This is a genomic window from Neisseria maigaei (assembly GCF_958267405.1).
Taxonomy (GTDB): domain Bacteria; phylum Pseudomonadota; class Gammaproteobacteria; order Burkholderiales; family Neisseriaceae; genus Neisseria; species Neisseria bergeri.
Window position 1 is genome coordinate 25,303 of sequence record NZ_CATQFT010000001.1, and the last position, 16,354, is coordinate 41,656.

General features: G+C 54.0%; 17 protein-coding genes. 6 read left to right on the top strand and 11 right to left on the bottom strand.

The window, feature by feature from the left end; all coding sequences use genetic code 11:
- The first annotated feature begins 57 nt into the window (after positions 1–57).
- Positions 58–483 carry a ProQ/FINO family protein gene (locus Q3O06_RS00150; RefSeq protein WP_002238237.1) on the top strand — a complete coding sequence of 142 codons (426 nt, stop codon included), beginning with the start codon at positions 58–60 and terminating at the stop codon, positions 481–483.
- A gap of 73 nt (positions 484–556) precedes the next feature.
- Here Q3O06_RS00150 and parE read toward each other — a convergent pair whose 3' ends face one another.
- The gene (gene parE, locus Q3O06_RS00155; RefSeq protein WP_301816905.1) at positions 557–2,542 is read right to left on the bottom strand and encodes a DNA topoisomerase IV subunit B; all 1,986 of its coding nucleotides are present in this window, start codon (positions 2,540–2,542) and stop codon (positions 557–559) included.
- Positions 2,543–2,610: 68 nt separating this feature from the next.
- On the bottom strand, positions 2,611–3,135 hold the full coding sequence (locus Q3O06_RS00160; RefSeq protein WP_301817118.1) for an RNA pyrophosphohydrolase: 525 nt from the start codon (positions 3,133–3,135) through the stop codon (positions 2,611–2,613).
- Positions 3,136–3,300: 165 nt separating this feature from the next.
- On the opposite strand from Q3O06_RS00160, the gene serS reads away from it, so the two are divergent.
- Entirely contained in the window at positions 3,301–4,596 is a 1,296-nt protein-coding gene (serS, locus tag Q3O06_RS00165) for a serine--tRNA ligase (protein ID WP_301816907.1), read from the top strand.
- A gap of 77 nt (positions 4,597–4,673) precedes the next feature.
- Here the strand turns inward: serS and Q3O06_RS00170 are convergent, their stop codons facing one another.
- From Q3O06_RS00170 to folP, 8 genes are all read right to left on the bottom strand, one after another.
- On the bottom strand, positions 4,674–5,672 hold the full coding sequence (locus Q3O06_RS00170) for a 2-hydroxyacid dehydrogenase (protein ID WP_301816908.1): 999 nt from the start codon (positions 5,670–5,672) through the stop codon (positions 4,674–4,676).
- Entirely contained in the window at positions 5,672–5,815 is a 144-nt protein-coding gene (locus Q3O06_RS00175; RefSeq protein WP_159071435.1) for a hypothetical protein, read from the bottom strand. The genes Q3O06_RS00170 and Q3O06_RS00175 overlap by 1 nt, the downstream gene beginning before the upstream one ends.
- Positions 5,816–5,836: 21 nt before the next feature.
- Entirely contained in the window at positions 5,837–6,913 is a 1,077-nt protein-coding gene (gene prfA, locus Q3O06_RS00180; protein ID WP_002218898.1) for a peptide chain release factor 1, read from the bottom strand.
- A gap of 90 nt (positions 6,914–7,003) precedes the next feature.
- Positions 7,004–7,771: a TatD family hydrolase gene (locus Q3O06_RS00185; protein WP_301816912.1), complete on the bottom strand. Its 768-nt coding sequence runs from the start codon at positions 7,769–7,771 to the stop codon at positions 7,004–7,006.
- 7 nt (positions 7,772–7,778) lie between these two features.
- The gene (locus tag Q3O06_RS00190; protein WP_301816914.1) at positions 7,779–8,771 is read right to left on the bottom strand and encodes an asparaginase; all 993 of its coding nucleotides are present in this window, start codon (positions 8,769–8,771) and stop codon (positions 7,779–7,781) included.
- Positions 8,772–8,837: 66 nt separating this feature from the next.
- On the bottom strand, positions 8,838–9,521 hold the full coding sequence (locus Q3O06_RS00195; protein WP_301816916.1) for a DedA family protein: 684 nt from the start codon (positions 9,519–9,521) through the stop codon (positions 8,838–8,840).
- A gap of 188 nt (positions 9,522–9,709) precedes the next feature.
- Positions 9,710–11,044: a phosphoglucosamine mutase gene (glmM, locus tag Q3O06_RS00200; protein ID WP_301817119.1), complete on the bottom strand. Its 1,335-nt coding sequence runs from the start codon at positions 11,042–11,044 to the stop codon at positions 9,710–9,712.
- Between the two features lie 129 nt (positions 11,045–11,173).
- Complete coding sequence (gene folP, locus Q3O06_RS00205; protein ID WP_301816917.1) at positions 11,174–12,031, bottom strand: dihydropteroate synthase; 858 nt, start codon at positions 12,029–12,031, stop codon at positions 11,174–11,176.
- A gap of 384 nt (positions 12,032–12,415) precedes the next feature.
- Between folP and Q3O06_RS00210 the strand changes: the two genes are divergently transcribed.
- Positions 12,416–14,536, top strand: coding sequence for an AsmA family protein (locus Q3O06_RS00210; RefSeq protein WP_301816918.1), 2,121 nt, complete (start codon positions 12,416–12,418; stop codon positions 14,534–14,536).
- Positions 14,537–14,736: 200 nt separating this feature from the next.
- Here Q3O06_RS00210 and Q3O06_RS00215 read toward each other — a convergent pair whose 3' ends face one another.
- Positions 14,737–15,030, bottom strand: coding sequence for a 6-aminohexanoate hydrolase (locus Q3O06_RS00215; RefSeq protein WP_107819502.1), 294 nt, complete (start codon positions 15,028–15,030; stop codon positions 14,737–14,739).
- Between the two features lie 102 nt (positions 15,031–15,132).
- Here Q3O06_RS00215 and Q3O06_RS00220 point away from each other — a divergent pair, with 102 nt between their 5' ends.
- The 3 genes from Q3O06_RS00220 (at position 15,133) to Q3O06_RS00230 (ending at position 16,284) form a co-directional block, all read left to right on the top strand.
- Complete coding sequence (locus Q3O06_RS00220; RefSeq protein WP_301816919.1) at positions 15,133–15,522, top strand: hypothetical protein; 390 nt, start codon at positions 15,133–15,135, stop codon at positions 15,520–15,522.
- Positions 15,523–15,586: 64 nt separating this feature from the next.
- Entirely contained in the window at positions 15,587–15,853 is a 267-nt protein-coding gene (locus tag Q3O06_RS00225) for a DNA/RNA non-specific endonuclease (protein ID WP_301816921.1), read from the top strand.
- 2 nt (positions 15,854–15,855) lie between these two features.
- Positions 15,856–16,284 (top strand): hypothetical protein, encoded by a 429-nt coding sequence (locus Q3O06_RS00230; protein WP_002233344.1) that lies wholly within the window; start codon positions 15,856–15,858, stop codon positions 16,282–16,284.
- The last annotated feature ends 70 nt before the right edge of the window (positions 16,285–16,354 follow it).

Genomic DNA, 16,354 nt, shown 5'->3' on the forward strand with positions numbered 1-16,354 from the left:
ACCAAGCATTGCCGTGCCGCTTTGACGCACGGGTTTGTTTAGAGGAATACAACCGACATGACACAAGAAACCGCTTTGGGTGCGGCACTGAAATCCGCCGTCCAAACTATGAGCAAAAAGAAACAGACCGAAATGATTGCCGACCATATCTACGGCAAATACGATGTATTCAAACGCTTCAAACCGTTGGCGCTCGGCATCGATCAAGATTTGATTGCCGCTTTGCCTCAATACGATTCCGCACTGATTGCACGCGTCCTCGCCAACCACTGCCGCCGTCCGCGTTATCTGAAAGCCTTAGCGCGCGGCGGCAAACGTTTCGATTTGAACAACCGTTTCAAAGGCGAAGTTACCCCCGAAGAACAGGCAATCGCGCAAAACCATCCTTTCGTGCAGCAGGCTTTGCAACAGCAGTCCGCCCAAGCTGCCGCCGAAACGCCGTCTGTTGAAGCCGAAGCAGCCGAATCTTCCGCAGCAGAATAAATCCCCAAACGAAATGCCGTCTGAAAACCGATTCGGTTTCAGACGGCATTTTTTCGTATGCGGCAATCACGGTTCAAATATCGAGTTCCGCCGTATCGCCTTCGCGTTCCATCCATGCGCGGCGGGCGGCGGCTTCGCCTTTGCCCATCAGTTTGACGAAGATGTCGCGTGTTTCGTCATCTGCGCCTTCTGGGATTTGTACCTGCAACAGGCGGCGGGTGTCGGGGTGCATGGTGGTGTCTTTGAGCTGGTCGGGGTTCATTTCGCCCAAGCCTTTGAAACGGCTGATGGAATAGGCGGTTTCTTTCACGCCTTCTTTTTGCAGCCGCTCCAAGATGCTGTCGAGTTCGTTTTGGTCGAGGGCGTAGAATTTGCGGGCGGGTTTGCTTTTGCCTTGTGCGTTGACATCGACGCGGAACAGCGGCGGCTGGGCGACGTAGATGTGTCCGTCGGCGACCAGTTTCGGGAAGTGGCGGTAGAACAGGGTCAGCAGCAAGACCTGAATATGCGAGCCGTCCACATCGGCATCGGACAGGATGGCGATTTTGCCGTAGCGCAGGCCGCTTAAGTCGGGATTGTCGTTGATGCCGTGCGGATCGACGCCGATGGCGACGGAAATGTCGTGGATTTCGGCGTTGCCGAAGAGTTGGTCAGGATGGACTTCAAAGCTGTTGAGCACTTTACCGCGCAGGGGCAGGATGGCTTGGGTGGCTTTGTCGCGGGCGAGTTTGGCGGAGCCGCCGGCGGAATCGCCTTCGACGAGGAAGAGTTCGTTTTCGCGTATGTCTTCGCTTTCGCAGTCGGTCAGTTTGCCGGGCAGGACGGCGACGCCGCTGCCTTTTTTCTTTTCGATTTTTTTAACCGAACGCATCCGCGCCTGTGCCTGACGGATGGCGAGTTCGGCGATTTTTTTGCCGTAGTCCACGTTTTGGTTCAGCCACAATTCCAAAGGGTCGCCCGATACGGCGGCAACGAGTTTCAGCGCGTCGCGGTTGGTCAGTTTGTCTTTGGTCTGACCTTGGAACTGCGGGTCGAGGACGCGGGCGGAGAGGACGAAGGCGGTTTTTCCGAACACATCATCACTTTGCACTTTCACGCCGCGCGGCAAGAGGTTGTGCAGATTGATGAAATTGTTGACGGCGTTGAACACGGCTTGTTTCAAGCCTGCTTCGTGCGTGCCGCCCAGCGGGGTGGGGATGAGGTTGACGTAGCTTTCGTTGGCGCACGAGCCTTCTTCCAGCCAGGTCAGGGCAAACGCCGCGCCTTCGCCGATGCTGAAATCGCCGTTGTGGCCGTCTGAAATGTAGTTTTCGCAGGAGAACAGCGGCACGGCTTCCTGCGCGTCGGCAATCAGGTCGGTCAGATAGCTTTTTAGACCGTCGGGGTAGTGCCAGGTTTGAGTGTGCGCTTCGTCTTCGCCTTTGACCGGACGGGTCAGGGAAACGCGCACGCCCGGCAGCAGCACGGCTTTGGCGCGCAGCAGGCGTTCGAGTTCGGGAATGCTGTAATTCGGGCTTTCAAAATATTTGCCGTCCGGCCAGACGCGCACTTCGGTGCCGCTGTCTTTGACGGCGCATTTGCCCACTTCCGCCAACGGTTCGACCACGTCGCCTCCGGCAAACACGATGCGGTGGATTTTGCCTTCGCGTTTGACGGTTACTTCGAGGCGGATGGAGAGGGCGTTGGTCACGGACACGCCCACGCCGTGCAGGCCGCCTGAAAAGGCATACGCGCTGCCGCCGTCTTTTTTGTTGAACTTGCCGCCCGCGTGCAGACGGGTAAACACGAGTTCGACCACGGATACGCCTTCTTCAGGGTGCAGGCCGACGGGAATACCGCGCCCGTTATCACGGACGGAAAGCGAACCGTCTTCGTGAATTTGCACGTCGATTGCCGTGGCGAAACCGCCTAACGCCTCGTCCGCCGCGTTGTCGATGACTTCTTGGCAGATGTGGGTCGGACTGTCGGTGCGGGTGTACATACCGGGACGTTCTTTGACCGGCTCCAAGCCTTTGAGGACGGTGATGCTGGATTCGCTGTATTGATTGTTTTTAGCCATAGGAATAATGTAAAGGCCGTCTGAAAAGATGAAAAACAACGCTTTCAGACTGCCTGAAAGCGTTTGGGTTATAGGTTTTCTATTGGATTGCGCCGGATAAAGTCTTCATAGCTTTCTATGCCGCGCAAGAAACGGGAAGAAAGTTCTTTCAATGCGCCCAAATAAACGTCGCGTTTGAAATCAATCACTTCGTCAACGGGCGCCCAATATTGGTGCCAACGCCAGCCGTCAAATTCGGGGTGGCGGGTGGCGCGCAGGTTGACATCGCAATCCCGGCCGGTCAGGCGCAGGAGATACCAAATCTGCTTCTGTCCTCGATAAGAGCCGCGCCATTCGCGGCGTACCCAGTTGTTCGGCACGTCGTAACGCAGCCAGTCGCGCGTCCGCCCGACGATTTTGACGTGTTGCGGCAGAAGTCCGACTTCTTCGTACAACTCGCGGTACATGGCGGTTTCAGGGCTTTCGCCCGGCTTGATGCCGCCTTGCGGAAACTGCCAAGAATGTTCGCGTACACGCTTGCCCCAAAAGACTTCGTTGCGGTTGTTGGTTAAGATGATACCGACATTGGGGCGATAGCCTTCCCTGTCCAACACGGTGTCGCCCTCCGTTAAATTCAATCGTGCGATTTTCCCACAAATCAGGCGGTTTTGACAAATCAGACGGCATGGCGGTACGCGTGCCGAAACACGGGGGGATTTGGGAAAATATCTTGAATTTGGTTTACAATAATGTGTTTCAAATTATTCGGGAATCAGACCATGTTAGATATCCAATTGCTCCGCAGCAACACCGACGCCGTTGCCGAACGGCTTGCACGGCGCGGTTATGACTTTGATACCGCACGTTTTGACGCACTGGAAGAACGACGCAAGTCCGTTCAGGTGAAAACCGAAGAACTACAAGCCTCGCGCAACAGCATTTCCAAACAAATCGGCGCACTGAAAGGTCAGGGCAAACATGAAGAAGCGCAGGCGGCCATGGATCAAGTCGCTCAAATCAAAACCGATTTGGAACAGGCTGCCGCCGATTTGGATGCCGTTCAAAAAGAATTGGACGCATGGTTGTTGAGCATACCTAACCTGCCACACGAAAGCGTACCTGCCGGTAAAGACGAAACCGAGAACGTCGAAGTCCGCAAAGTCGGCACCCCGCGCGAATTTGACTTTGAAATCAAAGACCATGTCGATTTGGGCGAACCTTTGGGTTTGGATTTCGAAGGCGGCGCAAAACTCTCCGGCGCACGATTTACCGTGATGCGCGGACAAATCGCCCGTCTGCACCGCGCGCTGGCGCAATTCATGCTTGATACGCACACGCTGAAACACGGCTACACCGAGCATTACACACCCTATATCGTAGACGACACCACCTTGCAAGGCACAGGCCAACTGCCCAAATTTGCAGAAGATTTATTCCATGTTACCCGCGGCGGCGATGAAACCAAAACCACCCAATACCTGATTCCGACCGCAGAAGTAACGCTGACCAACACCGTTGCAGGCAGCATTTTGGACGAAGGCGGACTGCCGCTGAAACTGACCGCCCACTCGCCCTGCTTCCGCAGCGAGGCGGGTTCGTACGGCAAAGACACACGCGGCCTGATCCGCCAGCACCAGTTCGACAAAGTGGAGATGGTACAAATCGTTCATCCCGAAAAATCATACGACGCGCTGGAAGAAATGGTCGGCCATGCCGAAAACATCCTGAAGGCTTTGGAACTGCCCTACCGCGTGATTACCCTGTGTACCGGCGACATGGGCTTCGGCGCGGCAAAAACGTATGACTTGGAAGTTTGGGTACCGGCGCAAAATACCTACCGCGAAATCTCAAGCTGCTCCAACTGCGAAGATTTCCAAGCCCGCCGCATGAAGGCGCGTTTCAAAGACGAAAACGGCAAAAACCGCTTGGTGCATACTTTGAACGGCTCCGGCTTGGCTGTCGGCAGAACCTTGGTCGCCGTGTTGGAAAACCATCAAAACGCCGACGGCAGTATCAATATCCCCGCCGCTTTGCAGCCTTATATGGGCGGTGTTGCCAAGTTGGAAGTCAAATAAGTTTACAGGCTGCCTGAACGTCAAATGCCGTCTGAAACCTGTTTCAGACGGCATTTCCTTTAAACTTTTAAAACACATCAACCGTCGGCACGAACCGCATTGCCGCAATCGCCGGTCTGTCCGACCTCGCGGATATTGGACAGCGTAACTTCCGAAATATTACCCAACGCCTCTTCCGTCAAAAATGCCTGATGGCCGGTAAACAGCACGTTATGACAAGACGACAGCCGGCGGAACACGTCGTCGGTAATCACATCGTTGGATTTGTCTTCAAAAAACAATTCGCGTTCGTTTTCATACACGTCCATACCCAATGCGCCGATTTTCCGGCGTTTCAACGCCTCAATGGCGGCAGAACTGTCAATCAGACCGCCACGGCTGGTGTTGATAATCATCACACCGTCTTTCATTTTGTCGAACGCTGCTTCGTTCAGCATATAGTGGTTCTCCGGCGTGGCGGGGCAATGCAGCGTGATGATGTCCGATCGGGCATACAGCTCGTCCAAATCCACATACCTGCCGCCGATTTTTTCCGCTTCAGGATTGCAAAACGGATCGTAAGCCAGCAGGTTCATACCGAAACCCTTTAAAATCCGCATCGTTGCGATACCGATTTTCCCCGTGCCGATAATGCCCGCCGTTTTGCCGTACATATTGAAGCCGGTCAGACCTTCCAGCGAAAAATTAGCATCGCGGGTACGCTGGTAGGCTTTGTGGATACGGCGGTTCAACGTCAGCATCAGCCCCACGGTATGTTCCGCAACCGATTCGGGCGAATAGGCTGGCACGCGCACGACTTTCAAACCCAACTCTTCAGCCGCCTTCAAATCCACATTATTGAAGCCGGCACAACGCAACGCCACAGTTTTCACGCCAATTTGCGCCAATTTTTCCAACACGGGCCGGCTGCCGTCGTCGTTTACAAAAATACAGACCGCCTCCGCGCCTTCCGCCATTTTCGCCGTTTTCGCATCCAGCATAAAATCAAAAAACTCCAGCTCGAAGCCGAAATGCCGGTTGGCGCGGGTAAAATGTTCGCGGTCATAGCTTTTCGTACCGTAAATCGCAATCTTCATCAATATGTCCAGTTGTCGCCTATGGTTGAGAAACGGCATAATACACTGAATTCAAACAAATCAGTAGAATATGGCGGATTAAAATTGATTGCATGGCACGGCAGACGCAAAATGCCGTCTGAAACTTGGATTTCAGACGGCATTTCCATTTCAAAACACAAAACTCAATCGCCCATCGCCGCCAGAAGCTCCGCCTGATGCTCGGCAATCAGGGCGTTGGTGATTTCTGCCAAGTCGCCGTCCATCACGAAATCCAGCTTGTGCAGGGTAAGGTTGATGCGGTGGTCTGTTACCCTGCCTTGGGGATAGTTGTAGGTGCGGATGCGTTCGCTGCGGTCGCCGCTGCCGATGAGGGATTTGCGTTCGGCGGCTTCTTTGGCTTGGGCTTCGCGTTTTTGCGCGTCGTTCAGGCGGGCGGCGAGGACTTTCATCGCCTGCGCCTTGTTGGCGTGTTGGCTGCGACCGTCTTGGCATTCGACCACCATGCCGGTGGGCAGGTGGGTGATGCGGACGGCGGAGTCGGTTTTGTTGATGTGCTGACCGCCCGCGCCGGATGCGCGGAAGGTGTCGATGCGCAAGTCGGCGGGGTTCAATTCGATGTCTTCCAGTTCGTCCGCTTCAGGCATGACGGCGACGGTACAGGCTGAAGTGTGAATACGGCCTTGGCTTTCGGTTGCAGGGACGCGCTGTACGCGGTGGCCACCCGATTCGAATTTCAGACGGCTGTACGCACCGAGTCCGACAATACGGGCGATGACTTCTTTATAACCGCCCAACTCGCTTTCGTTGGCGGACACAATTTCGACCTGCCAGCGGTTGCGTTCGGCGTAGCGGCTGTACATACGCAGCAAATCGCCGGCAAACAGCGCGGCTTCGTCGCCGCCCGTTCCGGCGCGTATTTCGATGAAGATGTTTTTGTCGTCGTCGGCATCTTTGGGCAGCAGCAGTTTTTGCAGTTCGGTATCGAGTGTGTTGATTTTGGCTTTTGCCGCTTCGATTTCTTCGGCGGCAAAGTCTTTCATTTCGGGGTCGGACAGCATTTCTTCGGCATCCGCCAAGTCGCTTTGGGCAAGCCGATAGTTTTGGAATACTTCGACGACGGGGGTCAGTTCGGCGTGTTCGCGCGTGAGCTTGCGGTAGTTGTCCATATCTGCCGTGGCTTCGGGTTGCCCTAAAAGATGGGTAACTTCTTCCAACCGGTCGCCGAGTTGTTGCAGTTTTTCTAAGATAGACGGCTTCATAATTCTTCCATAACAAACGCCGCCTGAATGTTCAGACGGCATCAAAACGCGGTCATTATAATGTATTTTCTGAATATTCAAAAAGATAATCTAGGGACGGAACAGGCTGTCGGCATTGCGTTCCGTTATCGCGGCGATGTCCGCCGCGCCGACACCGCGTATCTGCGCGGCAATTTCGGCAATCCGAAGAATGTTAGCAGGCGTATTAATCTCTTTTTTCAGCATAAACGGGCTGTCGGTTTCCAAGACGAAATCGGTGTCATTCAGGGTTTTGAGGGTTTCGCGCACTTTACGCGCGTTCGGATTGAGCAGCAGCGAACCGATGCCGATTTTGAAACCGAGCCCGACCAACACGCGCGCTTCTTCAATGCTGCCCGAAAAGGCGTGGACGATGCCGCCACAGGAAAAACCTGTCTGTTTGACGGCGGCGGCGATGTCGGCAGTGGCTTTGAGATTATGGATAACCACGCGGCGGCGCAGGGTTTGCGCGATGGCAAGCTGGCGGCTGAAGACTTGGATTTGCCGTTCGCGCTGTGGCGGCGTTTGGGTTTTGCCGTAAAAATCCAAACCGATTTCGCCGACCCACGCTCGGGGGTAACGCGCCAATACGGCTTCCAAACCGGCAAAATCCTGTTCCGCAATGCCGTATGAAAACCAAGGATGGATACCGAAGGCAACCCGGATGCCGTGTTCGGACGGCATTTCCGCCAAATCCGCCACGTCCTGCCAATCCTGCGGGCGCGTCGCGGGAACGATAAACCGCTTCACCCCAACTTTCCGCGCTGCGGTCAAAACGTGCGTCAGGTTTTCGCGTAAGGCGGCATCGGCAAGGTGGCAATGGGTGTCGGTGAGGTTCATTTCGATTTCACACTAACTTTAGTCTTACCAATTCTTTGTAAACATCTTCCTTACCCCAGCCTTGCGATACGGCAAGGGTCATAAGCGCGGCGGCGGTTTCGAGGTTGCATTTGCCGCCGTTGATGATGCCCGAGTTGCGGAACGCATTGCCTTGCGCGTAAACGGCGGCGGTTCTGCCTTGTCGGACTTGGCTGATGTTGAGCAACAATTTGCCTTGCTGCGTAAAGTCTTGCACGGCGCGGATGAAACCTTCGTCTGCGGGGGTGTTGCCGTGTCCGTAGCTTTGCAGGATAAGGGCTTGGGCGGAAAGCTGTCCGAGTCCGTCGGCAAGTTCTTGGACGGCAAAGCCGGGAATAAGCGTGCGGACGGCGATTTTCGCCTGCGGGTCGGGATAGCGGATTTTGAGGCCGTCTGAAACATCTGCCGCGTCCTGATTCGGGATGCGGACATTGTGCCAGCCCCGGGTTTCGTCCCACTCGGCAAGCGCGCCGAAATGCGGGTTGTCGAAACCGGCGGCGGTTTCGGTGCTGACTTTGCTGCTACCGACGGCGGGATACAGTTTGCCGTCAAACGCGATGACGGTTTGTTTGAGCTTGAGGCTGAAAGCGGCAACGGCGGTGGAAAGGTTGCGCGGGGCATCGCTGTTTTCGGCGGCGTAAGGCCATTGGGAACCGGTCAGGACAATCGGCTTGCCCAAGCCTTGCAGGGCGAGTGCGAGGAGGTTGGCGGTGTACGCCATGCTGTCCGTGCCATGCAGTATCAGGATGCCGTCGCATGAAGGGAGTTTGTCGGCGATGATGTCCAGCCAGTTGCGCCAGTGTTGCAGGGTAACGGAGGAGGAATCAATCAAGGGATTGCAGACGTGCCACTCGAAGTCGAGGCCGTCTGAAAAAGGGGAAAGGGCTTGGCTGACCAGCGCGGTATCAGGGCGCAATCCCGCACTGCTTTGCGTCATGCCGATGGTGCCGCCGGTATAAAGGACAAAAATTTTCTGTTTCATGGCTCATCCTGAAAATGCAAAGACCGCCTGAAACGAGAAATGCGTCCGGACGGTCGAAAATCCGATTTACCGCTGCTTCTGTGCCGCTTTTTTCGCTGCCTTTTCCGCCTTGCGTTTGGCGCGTTTTTCGCTCAATTGTGCGCGGTAAAGCTGATAATGCCGACGTTTGCGCCACCAAAACCACGCCAGCGCCGCCGCCAGCACGCCCAATGCGATGAAGATGCCCGATTGCAGGCTATGCATTTTCGCCATCAGCCAATCGATGTTGTGCGCGCCGTATTCGCCCAAGTAAATCCAAACGGGCACGGAAATCAGCGCGGCCAGCCCGTCCATAATCAGAAAGCGCAGATACGATACTTTGCGGCTGATGCCGGCGGTAACAAATACGGCCGTTCTCAAACCGGGCAGGAAACGGGCGACAAATAAGACCCAGTTACCGTATTTGTCGAATTTTTCCTGAACCTGCGCGTAACGTTTCGGCGTCATAATGCGCGCAATCGGTTTGAATCTCAGGATTTTCTGCCCCCAAATCCGCCCGGCGGCAAACATCACGCCGTCCCCGACCAATACGCCGAGCATACCGACTGCAAACATCATATGCGGATTGGTATAGCCCATACCCGAAATCACGCCGCCTGTTACTAGGGTCAAATCCTCGGGAATCGGCACGCCGAAACCGCAGATGACCAAAACGAAAAACACGGCCGCGTAGCCGTATTCGACAAAAAAGGCTTCCAAAAGGGCAAACATAGCGGATATTCCATTGTCGGAGATAAAAAGTCAGAACAAGCCGAAACATTTTCTGCGCGAAACGGCATTCTATCAAAGATTATGCCGTCTGAAAGCGGCAGGGGGCAGATTCGCGTGCCCGCCGCCCGTTCAGACGGCATTTAAACAGAAAACCGCCCGGTTCTGAAAACGGTTTTGCCTGATTTTGCCTAAATGCCGCCGATGGCGGCGGCGATACGTTCCGCCCCGTCGCGCGCCCAATCCGCCTGCCGCGCTTCAACCATCACGCGCACGACCGGTTCGGTTCCCGAAGCGCGCAACACAACCCTTCCTTTGCCTTCGAGTTCTTTTTCCACTTCCGCCAACACGGTTTTTGAGGCTTCCTGCCAGTTTTGCCCCTTGCCGATACGGACATTAATCATCGTTTGCGGATACGGCTGCCAGTCGGCGCAAACAGCGGCGAGGTCTTGGTTCAGCGTTTGCAATGCCGCCAAGACTTGCAGCGCGGAAATAATGCCGTCGCCGGTATTGTGTTTGTCCATACACAAAATATGGCCGCTCGCTTCGCCGCCGACGAGCCAGCCGCGCCGGTTTAATTGTTCCAACACATAGCGGTCGCCGACTTTGGCGCGGCAGAAATCCACGCCCTGCTCTTTCAAGGCGTTTTCCATCGCCATATTGGTCATCACCGTGCCGACCACGCCGCCGATGTTGACACCTTCGCCGGCGCGGGCTTTGGCGATGACGTAAATCAGGCTGTCGCCGTCGTAAACCTGCCCGTTTTTATCGACCATCATCAGGCGGTCGCCGTCGCCGTCCAGCGCGATGCCGTAGTCTGCCTCGTTTTGCAACACGGCGGCTTGGAGGGTTTTGGTATGGGTTGCGCCGCATTTTTCATTGATATTGTAGCCGTTAGGTTCGTTGCCGATGCTGACGACTTGTGCGCCCAGTTCGTGAAACACTTTGGGTGCGACGCCGTACCCCGCGCCGTTGGCGGTATCGATAACCAACTTCAAACCCCGAAGGTCGGAATGGCTGGGAAAGGTGGATTTGCAAAATTCGATATAGCGGTCGTCCGCACCGCTGATGCGGCGTGCGCGCCCGAGGCGTGCAGAAGGCTGGGTTTTCATTTCTTCGTCGATTTTGGCTTCGATTTCCAACTCGACTTCATCGCTCAGTTTCACGCCGCCCTCGGCAAAGAATTTGATGCCGTTGTCGGAATAGGCATTGTGCGACGCGGAAATCATCACACCGGCGGACAGGCGCAGCGCACGGGTCAGATAAGCCACGCCAGGCGTGGGCAGCGGCCCGGTCTGTACCACATTCACACCCGCCGCCGTAAAACCGGCCACCAAAGCGGCTTCCAGCATATAACCGGAAATACGCGTGTCTTTGCCGATTAAAACGGTCGGTTTCTGGCCGGTGTCGTGCTGAACCAAAACCTGCCCCGCCGCATAGCCGAGTTTCAATACAAAATCGGGCGTAATCGGAAACTGCCCGACTTCGCCGCGCACGCCGTCCGTGCCGAAATATTTTTTTGCCATCATTTGCTCCGAGAATGTGAACCGTTGTCCGAGATTATACAGTCAGTTTGTGCCTTGCTGTCTGCACCGTTGATGCCGTCTGAAGCCGCCCCGCCCTTTTCAGACGGCATAAAGTATGCGAACCGCTGTTTACAGATTGATGCCCAACGCTTCCCACACCTTCAACGCATCCGCCGTCGCCTTCACATCATGCACCCGCACGATTTGCGCGCCGCGTGCCACAGCCGCCAAAGCCGCCGCCACGCTGCCGTGTACGCGCGCCGCCGCGTCGGTTTCGCCCGTCAGTTCGCCTATCGTGCTTTTGCGCGACACACCGATCAGCAGCGGCAAACCGGTTTCCGCCATCAATTCGGGCAAATGCCGCATCAGCGCGATATTGTGTTGCAGGTTTTTGCCGAAGCCGAAGCCGAAACCCGGGTCGAGCGTAATCCGTTGCGGCGCGATGCCTGCCGCGACACAGGTTTCTGACCGTGTTTTCAGATAACGTGCCACTTCACCGACAACATCCTGATATTTCGGATTAATCTGCATGTTTTCAGGCAAACCCTGCATGTGCATCAGGCAAATGCCCGTATCCGCCTGACACGCCAGCAATTCGACCGCGCCTTCGTCGGTCAACGCCGCCACATCGTTAATAATATCGATGCCGCCGAGTGCCAACGCTTTTTCCATAACCACCGTGCGGCGCGTGTCCAAACTGATGGGAACGCCCCATCCAACCACTTCCGCCAATACAGGCTCAACCCGCGCCCATTCTTCTTCAGGCGAAACATAATCCGCACCCAACCGCGTCGATTCGCCGCCGATGTCGAGAATGTCCGCACCCTCTTTCAAAAGCCGTTCGGCATGCGCCAAAGCTGTTCGGGCGTTTTGCGAATACGCGCCGCCGTCGGAAAAAGAATCGGGCGTGAGATTCACGATGCCCATGATTTTCGGTTTGTCCAAACCGATTTCAAACCGTCCTGCCTGCCAAACGCATCCGACCATATCCGTGCCTCCGGAATAAAAAGCAAATTATATGCCGTCTGAACAAAACTTGTCCGTTTCAGACGGCATCGGTATTTCAAAAAAGTATCTTGCAGAATCCGCCGCCGTATGAAACATACACTTCCCCTGCAAACGCGGCAACGCCCCTTCATGCAAGATATAGTGGATTAACAAAAATCAGGACAAGGCGACGAAGCCGCAGACAGTACAAATAGTACGGAACCGATTCACTTGGTGCTTGAGCACCTTAGAGAATCGTTCTCTTTGAGCTAAGGCGAGGCAACGCCGTACCGGTTTTTGTTAATCCACTATAATCCGCCCGCATAAAATAGGATTGCCGCAAGCCGTGTTATACTGCGGCGTGTTTTACGGATTGTTCGGGCTATGGATTTATTATCGGTCTTCCACAAATACCGTCTGAAATATGCGGTAGCGGTGCTGACGATGCTGCTTTTGGCGGCAATCGGGCTGCACGCTTCCGTATATCGCATCTTCACACCTGAAAACATCCGAAGCCGCCTCCAACAAAGCATTGCCCATACGCACCGGAAAATCTCGTTTGATGCGGATATACAGCGCAGGCTTCTGCCCCGGCCGACCGTCATCCTGAAAAACCTGACCATTACCGAACCCGGCAGCGACCGGACTGCCGTTTCCATTAAAGAAACCAAAATCGGATTGGGCTGGAAAAATCTGTGGTCGGATCGGATACAGATTGAAAAATGGGTGGTTTCGGGTGCGGAACTTGCCCTGACGCGCGACGGGAAAGGCGTTTGGAATATCCAAGACCTGATCGACAACCCAAAACGCAAAGCCTCGGTAAACCGCATCATCATCGAAAACAGTACCGTCCGCCTCGACTTCCTGCAAGAGCGGTTTACCCTGAAGGAAGTCCGCCTCAACCTGCAATCCCCCGTTTCATCGGGACAACAGTTTGAAAGTTCGGGCACACTGACCGGCGAAAACCTGTCTGCCTCATGGAAAAGCAAAGGGCTTTTCATTTCAGACGGCATCAATCCGCCCGAAATCTCACCGTTCCATTTCGAAGCCGAGACCGCCCTAAACGGGCACGGCATTACCGTTTCCACCACCGGCAACCCCACTATCCGTTTTAACGCCGGCGGACCGGATGCGGCCAACCTCAGCCTGCGTGCCGACACCGCCTTCCACAACCTCCACCTGACCGCCCAAATCCCTACGCTGTCACTCAGGAACAACAGCATTAAAATTGAAACCGTCAACGGGACATTTACCGCTACCGCCGACGGCGGGAATTCCCAATGGGGCGGATCGTTCAAACTCGATAAGGCCAAACTTCACCCCGGCATCGGCAACATCGGCAACGCCGAAATCTCCGGCAACGTCAAAACACCCCGCCTTCAAACCAACTTTTCCCTCGGCTCTCCATTGGTTTGGAGCCGGAATAACGGTCTGGAGGCACCGCGCCTGCATGTATCAACCCTTCAGGATACCGTCAACCGCCTGCCGCAACCCCGTTTCATCAGCCGGCTCGACGGTTCGATGTCCATAAAAAACCTTCATCAGTGGCATGCCGAACTCAACGGTTCGTTCGACCGCCAAACCGTTGCCGCGAAATTCAGATACACACACGAAGACGCACCGCACCTGGAAGCCGCCGTCGCACTGCAAAAATTGAACCTGACCCCCTATCTTGACGACGTGCGGCAACAAAACGGCAAAATATTTCCCGACATCCTCGGCAAGCTGTCCGGAGATATCGAGGCCCACCTTAAAATCGGCAATGTCCAACTTCCCAGCCTGCAACTGGACGATATGGAGACCTACCTCCACGCCGACAAAGGCCATATTGCGCTCAGCCGTTTCAAGTCAGGGCTTTACGGCGGCCACACCGAAGGCGGCATCAGCATCGCCAACACCCGTCCCGCCACTTACCGCCTACAACAGAATACAAGCAACATCCAAATCCAACCGCTGCTGCAAGACCTGTTCGGCTTCCACAGCTTCAGCGGCAACGGCGATGCAGTCATCGACCTGACCGCGAGCGGCGAAACCCGAAAAGAGCTTATCCGCTCGCTTCAAGGCAGCCTGTCGCTGAATATTTCCAACGGCGCATGGCACGGTATCGACATGGACAATATCCTGAAAAACGGCATTTCGGGCAAAACTGCCGACAATGCCGCACCCAGCACACCCTTCCACCGATTCACGCTCAACAGCGAAATTTCAGACGGCATCAGCCGCCACATCGATACCGAACTCTTCTCCGACAGCCTCTATGTTACCAGCAACGGCTATACCAATCTGGATACGCAGGAATTGTCTGAAGATGTCCTTATCCGCAACGCCGTCCATCCGAAAAACAAACCGATTCCCCTGAAAATCACCGGTACGGTGGACAAACCGTCCATTACCGTCGATTACGGCAGACTGACCGGCGGCATCAATTCGCGCAAAGAGAAACAGAAAATCCTCGAAGACACCCTGCTGGAACAATGGCAGTGGCTCAAACCTAAAGAACCGTAAATACCCTGCGTACAAAAATGCCGTCTGAAACACTTTAAGCTTCAGACGGCATGGCCTTTCCGACCGGCCGTACCACATTGGAAACACAAGCCCCACATCTGTTTGGTTTGGTGTCGGCTGGCAATACCGCCATTTATATTTTCGTCAAACCGCAGCGATTTTTCGTTGCCGCATCAAAAACAAAGTATGTCGGTTATATTTCACGACAGGGCATAGGCTGCCCATACTGAAAAGGCAAGCAAGAACGCGAACCAAAACCAACCGCCTATCCATTCGCCCATATCGGCAGAAAACGTCCGCCAGTCCAAACATTCCGTGTTTCCATAATCTTCAACACGAAACAGACCCAAGCTCAAAACCGGCACAACGATACGTGCGGTCCGATGGAAAAAACGGCTTGGTTCCGCAAACGGGAATGCCGAACACATCAGCTCGAGTATCCAGTCCGCCACCGCCGCCAAAATCCTGACTGCCCATTTGAACAGTTCGTCCATGTGTCTTCCCCCCATGCCATCCTAAAAACCGGCCCAACCGACAAAAAACCAGCCACCGGCCGAATATCAACGCCTCCGCAAGCAGTGCGGCGAACACCGACCATGCCGAGACCGCCATCTTCCGCCGCAGCAACACGCGCCGCACATTCCGCCAACCGCCTCGTTTCCAGGCGCGGTACAGGATTTTCAGCCGCCGCAATCCGTAACGGACAAAATCGCAGCTTGTCGCAAAAAGCCCAGCCACTACGTCCAACAAATCCGCCAACATACGCCTTTCCCAACCGTTTCCAAACAGACAAACAGAACGCACCTGTCCCGCCAGACAACCGCCTTTCAGACGGCATCGGTTGCCTCGAAATTGCCATCCCAACACAAAACCACACAGGCAACACACAAATGCCGTCTGAAAATCCAAACGGCGGCATAGCAATGCCGCCCTGCAACCGTAGGGCGGCATTGCGTATCAAACCAACTTTCAATATATTAATTTAAAATAAAAAATACTCAATTATCGTCATTTCCGCCAGCGCGGGAATGACGACACGAGGAATCCTATTTGAATCTACCTGGTCATTTGGCGGGAGATAGATTTGGCGGGTCTCCAAAGTTGGATAATCTGGTATCCCAGCTTAGCGGAGTTAATTTAAGCAATTATAAAATTCTAGAAAATGAATGGGCAAATGCATTAATGGAAAAGAAACGCGTAACGGTAAATGTTGATATACAATACAAGGGAAATAGTTTAAGGTCAGATCATTTTGTTATTCAATATGAAATTGATGGCATTAAAAAAGTTGAAAAGATTTACAACACAGGAAAGTAAAAATGAAATTTGAAGATAAGATATCAGAAATACAAAAACGTATGCTTAGCTTGGCACTTGAATTTTCAGGAGAGGGGGTTACCGCTGTCTATATATATGGTGCAAGGGAAAGAAACGTATTGTCTTTTGATGCTTTTTTTAAAGTGGATAATAAAATTATGAGAAAGGAGTCTTTTAATACAAAAGAGATTCAATGGCAGTTTCTTAATCTTGGAATGGAAGATTATTCGGAACTATGCTCTGTCTTTGCCGAGAATCATCAGGAAATTCCAACTCAGTTGAAACTCATATATGACAATGTAAATCAGAAAGCATCCGCTAATTATTCATATGAAAAATTTTTCTCGCATAGAGATGATTTAACACCGGGTAATATTTTTGAACAATGGTTTAAAGAAGAAAAGCAAAAAACAGAAAACCCGTATGGCTAATCATGATTCCATAATGCAGATTAAAGGCAGCCCGAAACCCCGTTCAGGCTGTCGTTTGCATTTGGGCACG

Bases quoted from the DNA above. Each gene is read 5' to 3' on its own strand.
- Q3O06_RS00195 (WP_301816916.1), bottom strand. From the start codon at position 9,521: ATGTTTGCCCTTTTGGAAGCCTTTTTTGTCGAATACGGCTACGCGGCC.
- prfA (WP_002218898.1), bottom strand. From the start codon at position 6,913: ATGAAGCCGTCTATCTTAGAAAAACTGCAACAACTCGGCGACCGGTTG.
- Q3O06_RS00220 (WP_301816919.1), top strand. From the start codon at position 15,133: ATGCCGAGACCGCCATCTTCCGCCGCAGCAACACGCGCCGCACATTCC.
- Q3O06_RS00150 (WP_002238237.1), top strand. From the start codon at position 58: ATGACACAAGAAACCGCTTTGGGTGCGGCACTGAAATCCGCCGTCCAA.
- Q3O06_RS00175 (WP_159071435.1), bottom strand. From the start codon at position 5,815: ATGCCGTCTGAAATCCAAGTTTCAGACGGCATTTTGCGTCTGCCGTGC.
- folP (WP_301816917.1), bottom strand. From the start codon at position 12,031: ATGGTCGGATGCGTTTGGCAGGCAGGACGGTTTGAAATCGGTTTGGAC.
- glmM (WP_301817119.1), bottom strand. From the start codon at position 11,044: ATGGCAAAAAAATATTTCGGCACGGACGGCGTGCGCGGCGAAGTCGGG.
- Q3O06_RS00185 (WP_301816912.1), bottom strand. From the start codon at position 7,771: ATGAACCTCACCGACACCCATTGCCACCTTGCCGATGCCGCCTTACGC.
- Q3O06_RS00210 (WP_301816918.1), top strand. From the start codon at position 12,416: ATGGATTTATTATCGGTCTTCCACAAATACCGTCTGAAATATGCGGTA.
- serS (WP_301816907.1), top strand. From the start codon at position 3,301: ATGTTAGATATCCAATTGCTCCGCAGCAACACCGACGCCGTTGCCGAA.
- parE (WP_301816905.1), bottom strand. From the start codon at position 2,542: ATGGCTAAAAACAATCAATACAGCGAATCCAGCATCACCGTCCTCAAA.
- Q3O06_RS00170 (WP_301816908.1), bottom strand. From the start codon at position 5,672: ATGAAGATTGCGATTTACGGTACGAAAAGCTATGACCGCGAACATTTT.
- Q3O06_RS00230 (WP_002233344.1), top strand. From the start codon at position 15,856: ATGAAATTTGAAGATAAGATATCAGAAATACAAAAACGTATGCTTAGC.
- Q3O06_RS00190 (WP_301816914.1), bottom strand. From the start codon at position 8,771: ATGAAACAGAAAATTTTTGTCCTTTATACCGGCGGCACCATCGGCATG.
- Q3O06_RS00215 (WP_107819502.1), bottom strand. From the start codon at position 15,030: ATGGACGAACTGTTCAAATGGGCAGTCAGGATTTTGGCGGCGGTGGCG.